Genomic DNA, 529 nt, shown 5'->3' with positions numbered 1-529 from the left:
GTGTGACCGCTTCGCCCTGGTAGGTGCCAAAGCTCGCGAACGGCTTGTCGAACTGGCCGTGGAAGTAGACGAAGTAGCCGCCGCCTCCGCAGACACCGCCGGTCTCGACGAAGCCGCGGACCTCGTTGGTGCCGACGATCTCGAGCATCGCGCTGCGCGCGCCCACGCCGTTGCGGCCGACGTTCAGGATCATCGTCGCGTCGTTGGTCACCGGCCAGTTGAAGCGCCCGAAGCCGGCGCGCTTGCTGGTCGTCAGCTCGTTGTTGACGCCGTTGTTCAGGCCGACGCGGTAATAGCCCGGCGTTGTCGTCTCATTGGTGTGAGAGTAGGGCACCTGGTAGCTGCTCAGATGCGTGCCGGGCGACTGGGTCACGTTGCCGACGATCGGCAGGAACGAGATGTCCTGCTGGATCGAGCAGCCGGTGCCGCTGGAGTGGATCAGGCTGATGCCCTGGATCACGCCCTTGTCGTAGTTGTAGCCGCCGAAACCGTAGAACTCGCCGTAACCCGTGTCGGGGCTGAACTGCAC

At 64.7% G+C, this 529-nt stretch carries 1 pseudogene; it reads right to left on the bottom strand.

Features of this window, described 5'->3' with window-relative positions:
* Positions 1-529, bottom strand: a pseudogene (locus tag AC1DYI_RS38080) (hypothetical protein); the annotation flags it as partial.

This window comes from Ideonella sp. P3_A4 (assembly GCF_056403075.1).
The sequence above is the reverse complement of the archived record's forward strand: the minus strand, read 5'-3'. Positions and strand labels throughout refer to the sequence as shown.